The organism is Carboxylicivirga sp. (assembly GCF_982718395.1).
In genome coordinates this window covers 21,174-30,840 of sequence record NZ_CEXQWX010000067.1, presented here as the reverse complement: position 1 = coordinate 30,840, position 9,667 = coordinate 21,174, and the positions used below count along the sequence as shown (strand labels likewise).

The 9,667-nt window shown below is 39.9% G+C and carries 6 protein-coding genes; 2 read left to right on the top strand and 4 right to left on the bottom strand.

The window, feature by feature from the left end:
• From AC4MRQ_RS13500 to AC4MRQ_RS13490, 3 genes are all read right to left on the bottom strand, one after another.
• A partial coding sequence (locus AC4MRQ_RS13500) for an efflux RND transporter permease subunit (RefSeq protein WP_491198210.1) occupies positions 1-3,170 on the bottom strand: 3,170 nt, incomplete at its 3' end.
• Between the two features lie 25 nt (positions 3,171-3,195).
• Positions 3,196-4,272, bottom strand: a complete 1,077-nt coding sequence (locus tag AC4MRQ_RS13495; protein ID WP_491198209.1) for an efflux RND transporter periplasmic adaptor subunit — start codon at positions 4,270-4,272, stop codon at positions 3,196-3,198.
• Positions 4,273-4,310: 38 nt separating this feature from the next.
• Positions 4,311-5,648: a TolC family protein gene (locus AC4MRQ_RS13490; protein WP_491198208.1), complete on the bottom strand. Its 1,338-nt coding sequence runs from the start codon at positions 5,646-5,648 to the stop codon at positions 4,311-4,313.
• Positions 5,649-6,281: 633 nt separating this feature from the next.
• Here AC4MRQ_RS13490 and AC4MRQ_RS13485 point away from each other — a divergent pair.
• Positions 6,282-7,106 carry a CvfB family protein gene (locus AC4MRQ_RS13485; RefSeq protein WP_491198207.1) on the top strand — a complete coding sequence of 275 codons (825 nt, stop codon included), beginning with the start codon at positions 6,282-6,284 and terminating at the stop codon, positions 7,104-7,106.
• 153 nt (positions 7,107-7,259) lie between these two features.
• On the top strand, positions 7,260-7,880 hold the full coding sequence (locus AC4MRQ_RS13480; protein WP_491198206.1) for a hypothetical protein: 621 nt from the start codon (positions 7,260-7,262) through the stop codon (positions 7,878-7,880).
• A gap of 81 nt (positions 7,881-7,961) precedes the next feature.
• On the opposite strand, the gene AC4MRQ_RS13475 is transcribed toward AC4MRQ_RS13480, so the two are convergent.
• Positions 7,962-9,491, bottom strand: a complete 1,530-nt coding sequence (locus AC4MRQ_RS13475; RefSeq protein ID WP_491198205.1) for an acyl-CoA dehydrogenase family protein — start codon at positions 9,489-9,491, stop codon at positions 7,962-7,964.
• Positions 9,492-9,667 lie beyond the last annotated feature (176 nt).

Genomic DNA, 9,667 nt, shown 5'->3' with positions numbered 1-9,667 from the left:
TCAGTCATATAATAAATAAGCGGAACAATAATGAGCGTTAACACGGTTGAGGCGATAGTGCCACCCATTAAGGAGATTGCTAATCCCTGGAAAATAGGATCAAACAGTATCACCACAGCTCCAATCACAACAGTTCCGGCTGTTAACAGGATAGGTGTTGTACGTACAGCACCAGCTTCAATCACCGCTTCACGCAAAGCCACGCCTTCGTTGAGTCGGATATTGACAAAGTCGATCAGTAGTATGGAGTTCCGCACCATAATGCCTGCCAGGGCTATCATACCAATCATTGATGTAGCTGTAAAGAAGGCATTGAGCATTAAGTGTCCTAATACAATCCCCACCAATGAAAGCGGAATGGCCACCATCATAACGAACGGTACTTTCAGGTTCTGGAACCATCCTACTATCAGCATATAAATGATCACCAACACCACTGCAAAAGCGGTTCCCAGATCACGGAATACTTCGTAGGTAATCTGCCACTCACCATCCCACTTTAGTCCGAAGTTATTTTCCACAAATGGTTGTCCATTGTAAAACTCTTCTATGTTGTATCCGGCAGGTAATTCAATCTCGTCCATTCGTTTGCTCATATCTAATATGGCATATACAGGACTTTCTAATTTACCCGCCACATCGGCAGTGACATATACCACCTGCTTCTGATTCTTACGGTAAATACTCTTTTCTTTTACCTCTTCGCGAATGTTTACCAAGTCACCAATCACCACCATGTCGCCACGCTGCGATTTCAAACTAATCTTTTTCAAATCATCCAGGTTGGTTCGATTGCTCTCATCCAAACGTAGCTTAATCCCCACCTGTTGGTGATCGTTTTCGGCATATAACTGTGATACACTGGCTCCACGCAAAGCCATATTCACTGCCTGAATAATCTGTTGAGGAGCAATACCAGCCAGCATAGCCTTCTCCTTATCCACGTCAAACGTATATTCCATCTGGTCATCTTCCATCATCCAGTCTACATCAACCACACTCTCGGTGTCGGTAAATAAATCTTTTACCTGGCTGGCCACATGACGTTGTGCTTCGTAATCGGGACCATAAACCTCAGCAACTAGGGTGGACATCACCGGTGGTCCCGGCGGTACTTCAACCACTTTTACATTAGCATTGAACTGTTGACCAATTTCCTGCAAGCCAGGACGAAGTTCTTTGGCAATATCATGTGACTGCAAATCACGCTCTTTCTTCGACACAAGGTTAACCTGAATATCAGCTACATTGGAACCACGACGTAAATCGTAATGTCGCACCAGACCATTGAAGTTAATAGGTGCAGATGCCCCAACATAGGTTTGATAGTTGGTTACCAGCTCATGATTACGCAGATAGGCTGCCAACTCCTTAGTTACATTAGCTGTTTCTTCCAAGGTGGTTCCTTCAGGGATATCAATCACCACCTGGAACTCATTTTTATTATCAAAAGGAAGAATCTTAACCGTCACCACTTTAAACAGGAACAAGCTGGCCGAACCAAATAGTAAAACCGTTACGCCAATGATGAAAACCCAACGCTTGGTCGAATTCTCGATCATGGGGCGCATGGTTTTATTGTACAACCTATAGATTAAAGTCTTCTCTAATGAATAATCCTTTTCTTTCTCATCTCCATCATCGTGCTTCAGCAATCGATAAGCCAACCAGGGCGTTATCATTAAAGCCACCAATAAAGAGAAGATCATCGCGATGGATGCACCAATAGGCATCGGGCTCATGTAAGGCCCCATCATACCCGACACAAACACCATCGGGATAACCGCAGCAATCACCGTAAAAGTGGCCAATATGGTTGGGTTACCAACTTCGTCGATGGAACGCAGTGCCGCCTGCCAGAAAGGTAATTGCTTCATCTTAAAGTGACGGTGCATATTTTCCGCTATAATAATAGAATCATCCACCACAATACCCGTTACAAACACCAATGCAAATAATGTGATGCGGTTAAGGGTGTAATCCAGGAAGTAATAGCTAAACATCGTTAAGGCAAAGGTGATAGGTACCGATATAAATACAACCAATCCTCCGCGCCAGCCCATGGCCAGCATCACCACAAATGTCACCGCAATAATTGCACCCAATAAGTGCATCAGTAACTCTCCCACCTTATCCGATGCCGTCTCTCCATAATTACGTGTTACCTCCACCTGTATGTCAGCTGGTAAAAGTTCCTCCCGCAATACCTCAATCTTTTCAGATATTTGATCGGCCAATCGCATGGCATCCGCACCTCGACGTTTGGCAATTGAGATGGTCACAGCAGGGTATTCTCCCATAAATGTTTCCTTACTTTCACTTGCCTGTCCATAACCAAAGGCCACATAAGAGCTTGGCAACTCCGGCCCATCTTCTACATGGGCTACCTGATGAAGATATACCGGTGAATTCTGATGTATTCCAATAACCAGATTAGCTACTTCTTCAGCATTCTCGAAAAACTGACCTGTCCGAACAGCATATTCGGTGTTGGAACTATTAAAGCTACCTGCTGATACCTGCTGATTGGCTGCCTGTAATTGTTGCGTAATCAGTAAGGGATCAACTTTAAAAGCGGCCATTTTATCACGATCCAGCACGACCTGAATTTCACGATTTCGTCCGCCAATCACTTTTGTTTCTGATACATCAGTTATCTTCTCAATCTCAGATGTCAGCTCCTGGGCTACCCGCTTTAATTGATAGTCATCGTAATTCTCACTCCACAATGTCAATCCCATTACAGGCACATCATCGATGGAGCGGGTTTTTACCAATGGCATCGTCACTCCGGCCGGCATCTGATCCATGTTTTTCATCATCTCGTTATAGAGTTTTACGAGACTGCGCTCAACATCTTCACCTACATAGAACTGAACGATTAACATGGCTTGTTCCGATAAGGATTGTGAATAAACGTACTCGACCCCTTTAATATTGGAAACAATCTTCTCAATGGGTGTTACGACTTTCGACTCTATTTCTTTCGGACTGGCACCCGGATAACCAATAAAGATATCGGCAATTGGAACATCAATCTGTGGCTCTTCTTCACGTGGTGTGAGGTACGAACTGTAAACACCAATGATCATGAAAGCGACCATCAATAAAGGTGTCAGTTTTGATTTTATAAACATCCGGGCTAATGTCCCGGCAAATCCAGTTTTCATAATTCTAACATTTAGGATTGGAACATTAGTTTAATTGCAATTGAGCGCCATCGTGCAGGCGTCCTTCAACCGAAACAATCAGCTTGCTTCCTTCGCTCAAACCGGAAAGCACCTCGGTTTTATCACCATAACTTTTACCTAAACGCACCCAACGTAACAGGGCCTGGTTAGCCTGACTAACAGTCCAGATACCTTTTAACTGTCCACGTTCAACAAGCAATTCACTCGGAATCAAAAGTTTCTGCTCTTCTCCTTTCAGGTGGTTCACATGGGCAAAAACACCACTACGAACAGCACCTTTTTGCTGATCATTTGGATATAAAGTGATACGCGCATTAAATTGCGAACCGGAGAAACGGCTCGAAGGGCTGATGTGTGCAATCTCTCCTTGAATAGCTTCAGCACAGGCATCAATTAATACCTCAACCTTATCTCCCTTTTCTACTTTATGTATCTCCGACTCGGGAATTTTGGCAATTACTTCGAATAAGCCGGGTGCTTCAACTGCTAATAACGGCATGCCGGGATTTGCCATGTCACCTGCATCAACAAACTTTTGGGTTATAACTCCATCATACGGTGCGCGAATATCAGCATATGATAACATTTCCAATACCTCATCTTTTGCCTTTTGAGCAGCTTCCAATTGTGCTTTTGTCATCTCAAGATGAACTGTGATATCATCCAACTCTTTTTGTGTTGCACTATTGCTGCTGTGCAGTGTTTGAATGCGTTTAAAATCATCCCTGGCATGTTTATATGCAGCTTTGGCCTGAATAACGTTAGCTTCCACCTGCTTTTGTTTGGCCTGGATGTCATTGCTACGTATCGCAACCAACAACTGTCCTTTTTTCACCGCATCACCTTCGTTGACATATACATTGCGTATTTGTCCCATGATGCGCGTGCTCAAGGTCGATTGATTGACAGATGACACTGTACCGGTATAATGAAATTTCTTTGGAACAGTGGATAATTGTACCTTTTCTACTTTAGCGTTTATCGCTACTTTTCCCTTAGTATCACTTTCACCTTTTCCACCACAGGCCTGCATTGTCAAGGCAACGATTGTGGTAGCTATCATTAAGTTTAAAGCTTTCATTTTATTCTATTTTTTGTTTTTTCGAATGTTGATTTGAGTTATTGCTGGCTGGTTTCCGATGCCAGCATCTCGTATTTAAATACTGCCACATTGTAGTTGTATATGGCATTTAGTTTTTTCAGTAAGCTTTCTTCAGCTTTGGTTTCGGCCATTAACAAATCCGATGTACTTTCCATTCCCTGGTTGTAACGATTCGTTCGTATTCGCAAAGACTCTTTAGCTTCCTCAGCAGCCAGATTATAAGTCACCATTTGACTTTCTGCCACTGCAATGGCTCGTGTAGCTTTTGACAGTTCTATATTCTCTTTTTCGACATAATCTTCATACGACACAACCGCCTTGTTATAATTGGCTTTCGATTGATTGTATTTACCAATATTTCGCCCGCCATTGAAGATTTTCCATTGCAATTTGATGCCCACCATATAGCTATTGGTACCAAATCCACCAAAATCAGCATCGTAAAGATTATAAGCTCCAAAAGCATTTACTCGTGGAGCAAATTTCATTAAGTCGCTTTTCGACATTTTTTTATGTGCCTCCAACCCATATTGCATAGCCATTACATCAGATCGATTAAAAATAGACGTGGCGCTATTGAAGGAAAAAGATACCTGTGTAATCGAATCTGTTACCTGCAAAGGCTGGCTGATTTCCCGTCCCATTAAAAAGTTCAATGTCTCTTTAACACCTTTCACCTGGTTCTCGGCCTCTTGCACCATAGCTATCTGTTCGTATCTGCGAACTTTAATTGCCATCACATCAGCCTCTTTCATATAGCCTTGTTCCAGATTATCCTTAGCCATTTTAAGATATGAATCTGTTGTTTCCTGTGCTTTTTTCATGACATTAACCCGATCCTGCGCCAGTTGCAGAGCATAATAAGTTTGCTTTACAAGAAAATTGACATACTCACGGGTATATTCCGTTTTCTGCTCAGTTGCTTTTAATTGATTAGCAGCCGCACTTTTACCCATCCAGGCATCAATATTTATCAGTGGCTGCTCAACCATTACCTGTGTTGCAAAATGATTGGTTCGACCAGGTGAATTGATAACTGCCGGATCAAAATCGGCCATTGTCACACCCTGTTGTTGAAGTTTAAATCCGAATGCATAAAGCGGATCATTGGATGTGCTATAACCACTTGACAATTCAACAGCCGGCAAAAATGCTGCATTTGCCATCATATTACCTGCTTTGGCCGCCTCCACTTCTGCCAGACCTTTTAATATCTCACGATTGTTTTCAGAGGCCAGTTGTAAAGCCTCTTCTAATGAAAATGCATTGCCTCCAATATCTTTTTGGGCATATGCATAGTAGCCTGTTGCTAACAGACAGACCACCACTACTCTTTTAAGAAAATTCTTGTTCATATGTTTTGTTTGTTTTTTCAGCACTTATTTAAATATGTCGATACAAACATATATCTATTTTTCTACATATGCAACATTCTAGATGTGTAGATGTTTAATTATTCGTGTAACATGTTGATTTACTGACAAAACAAACTTTAACTTCAGATAGTAAGAATTGGGATTAATGAACAATGGCTTGCTATTCAAGGTCAATATCATTGTCACTTTAGTAATATCATTAGGGAAAACCGCTGATTATTTCATTCTGCTTATATCACTGAGATGTTTCTATTTAAAGGAAATGGTTAACAATCCCCCAAAGATTATAATATTGAAATAGCCTATTATTCCCCCCCTTCGCCAAGGGAGAAATCCATATCAATTTGGCTTTCAGGTTAAGATTTATTGTTCGATCAGCTTTATCAAATGGTTGTTCTGTCTGTATTACAGAGATCAGTTTAGACGAAAACAGTCTTTATACTGTCAAAACAAGGTTTCAAATTGCAAGAGCCAGTCAGACAGCGAAGCCAGCTTAAGAGTGAATAAAACGATTCGCGAATACTTCTTTTGACACCTCTTCTGTGATCCGTGTTCCAACATCTAATAAGCAAGTACTATTTTCACTATCTTTGCAACCTTATAAACTTGAATATGATAGGTAAATACAATACACTCAAAGTAGTAAAAGAAGTTGATTTTGGTGTTTATTTGGATGGCGGTGACCTGGGCGAAATATTATTACCCATACGATACGTTCCGCCCGGATTAAAACCTGAGGACGAAATTGAAGTATTTATCTATCTGGATTCGGAAGATCGGGTTATTGCAACCACAGAAGAGCCATACGCCACTGTAGGAGAATTTGCTTACCTCGAAGTGGTTTCTGTTAATAAAACGGGAGCTTTTGTAGATTGGGGACTCATGAAAGATTTGCTTGTGCCCTACCGGGAACAGGCGGAGCGCATGAAAGAAGGTAAAAAGTATGTGATTTACGTTTACCTAGACGACGAAAGTAAAAGGATCGTTGCTACTTCTAAACTGAATTCAGTACTTGACAACTTAATGCCTGATTACGAAGAAGGTCAGGAAGTGGATTTAATGGTTATTGCACATACTGACCTGGGCTATAAAGTAGCTGTCAACAATCTGCATTCCGGAATGCTATACCATAATGAGCTATTCAAACCAATTAAAGTTGGTGATAAATGTACCGGTTATATTAAAAAAGTCAGGGAAGATGATAAGCTGGACATTTCATTGGAAAAACCAGGTTATGAAAAAATTGACGGACTCGCTGGTGAAATTCTGCAAAAATTACGATCCAAAGGCGGTCAAATGGATGTATCTGATAAGAGTCCGGCCGAGTTAATTTATAAGCTGTTTGGCACAAGCAAGAAGAATTTTAAAAAAGCCATTGGCACCTTATATAAGCAACGATTAATCAGTATTGATAAAGAAAAAATTAAGTTGCTCTAGTTTAATATTCAGGTTAAACCCCAAAACCAACAAATAGTTAAAAAGTTTCAAAATTCCCTAAAACCTAAAATGTACTTTACATGTTGGTAAAGTGTTTGTAATTCCAGTATCTTATATTGATTAAGAAGCTTATAAAAGTATAAACACGGAGAAATGAGGGAATTTTTATTATTAGCTATAGGTCTGTTTGGCTGCATTGGAATTAATGCGCAAGACAAAAACTTAAATATTGAAGATTTTTCATTGGATGATCATCCCTTTTATAATGAAGATCAAGCAGAAAAGTCAAAACATGTATTCAACTCGTTAGGTGTTCAATTTTTCAATACTGTGGGTCATTCTGATATTGAAGCAAGCTTCTGGGCTTCTGTCAGTAGAAATTCGAAGCACAATGTCAATTTAAGATTTAGTCACGACCGTTTTGAAGGTGAATATTTTAGCATCGGACTTGGCTATGGATACGAAATATACAAGGATGATCATTTATTCTTACCTTATTTCACCTATAATCAGGATATTGAAACATGGAACAATCAGGCCATAGCAAAAGGTTTATATTATTCCTATGGTGGAAGGTTTGATTTTGCAATTGGAACAACGACCAATTTTAATATTCATGGTTATGCCAATAACTCATTATGGGTGGATGCTTATTACAACATTAAAGCTTTTGGCGGAATGCAAATCGGTTTTGAATATTCTGTAATGAGTGATACCGGTGATTCTTACTACGGCATTATTCTGCAGAAAACCCTCTGGAATAGAGACAATTAATACAGATAGTATTATTACATCAAAAACACTGGTTCACCCTTTGAATCCAGTGTTTTTGATTTTATTAATTAGTTTATCAGACTAGGCAAACTGAAACCAGTCAGACTTCATTTGATAATCTTCGATAACCTTCACATTATTACGACCAGAGAATGACGATAATAACTGGCGCGTTTCATGCTTCAGATGCTCAATTGCCCCATCTATCAGACCCGGTGAATAATCTGAATTACCTAAATTTACGATCATATTCATTGAAATAGCTCGACTAAGGATCTGACCGAATTCAACAAGTTTCCTTTGAGAAATAGAATAATCAAGTTTAAAATCAAACATGCCTGAAAGTAACTGCGATGCTCCAGCTGTCAGGTCAAATGATTTCATAAAATCACTCACATTAGCTTGCTTAGCTTTTTTCATCAGTTTAATTACACCTTCGGCAATTTGCGAATACAGCATGTCGTTTGAGCCCTCAAAAATCTGAAATGGTCGACTATCAACTGTTGAGCGACCTGCAATATGGTTAAGCTTATACCCCTTAGCTCCTACCAATTGTAATAATGACTGGGATGCAGACTGCATCATATCTGTAGCCAGGCTTTTAACAACATTAGCTTCAATACCCATCATTGACAAATCATTCTTTAAGCCTGCTTTTTTACAACTATTTACACAGTAAGCCGAGACGGTAGTAAAGTAAGCTTGCATTTGGCTTATTCGCTGTTGTACCTGGTCATATGACAGCAAACTTTTCCCACTGACAAATCGCTGCTGACAGTGTTGAATGGCTTCGTCCATCATTCGCTGTATAAAGCCTATAGCCATACCCGGGAAAGACATTCGACTACGGTGTAACAAATCAAGCATTAATTTAACTCCTGATTTTTCAGGCACTAATTTCTGAACAGCAGGAATCTGAACATCAATTTTGTTACGTCCGTATGGTATCTGATACAATCCAAGGTTATTGAAAAACTCTTCCACTTCGATTCCCTGGTTAGGTTGTGTTACATCACAAATAAAGAAATCCAAATCACGTGATAACTGCCCTTTCCCCATTTCATGTCGTCCCGTTAATAACCAATAATCGGCCCATCCGGTTAATCCGGCCCAATGCTTTGTTCCTTTCAAATAAGCCAAATTACCATTTTGAGTATATGATGTTTGCATATTCAAAGCATCACTTCCAAAATCGGGTTCTGTAATCATCAACCCGCCCATGTTTTGTTGTTCAATAAAACGCTTTAAAACCTTTCCCTTTGCTTCTGGTTGACCGGCTTTAATCACAGGTTGAAGAAATAAGGCCATATTAATGCCAAAGGTCAACGACAAAGCGAGTGATTCATAAGAAGCCGCTCCCATTAAAGCTATGCTTTCCTTTACGTCGCCACCAAGCCCGCCATGTTCTGTTGGAATAATAGCTGAAAATGGATTAACTGACATTATTTCCCGCATCACAAAAGGTGGCATTCCCCTATTTATAGCTAATTGGTTAATATCACTGCGTTCATGATAAACGCTTTTCATTTTCTCTTTTAAACCATTAATTAAGTTTGAGAATTGACTTGCCAGACCATTATCCTCAACTGCTCTAATTTCTTTTGTTAACATCCGTGTTATTTTATGGAAGTCTGACGATGATTTTTGGAATAATAATGAGCCACACACACATTTCAACCGAGATACACCAATTCGCAACTTTCCTGATTAAGCATTATAAACAACGAAAGTATTCATTAGTTTCATATTTCAATAGATTTTAGGATGTTTTTATCCTTATTAATGGT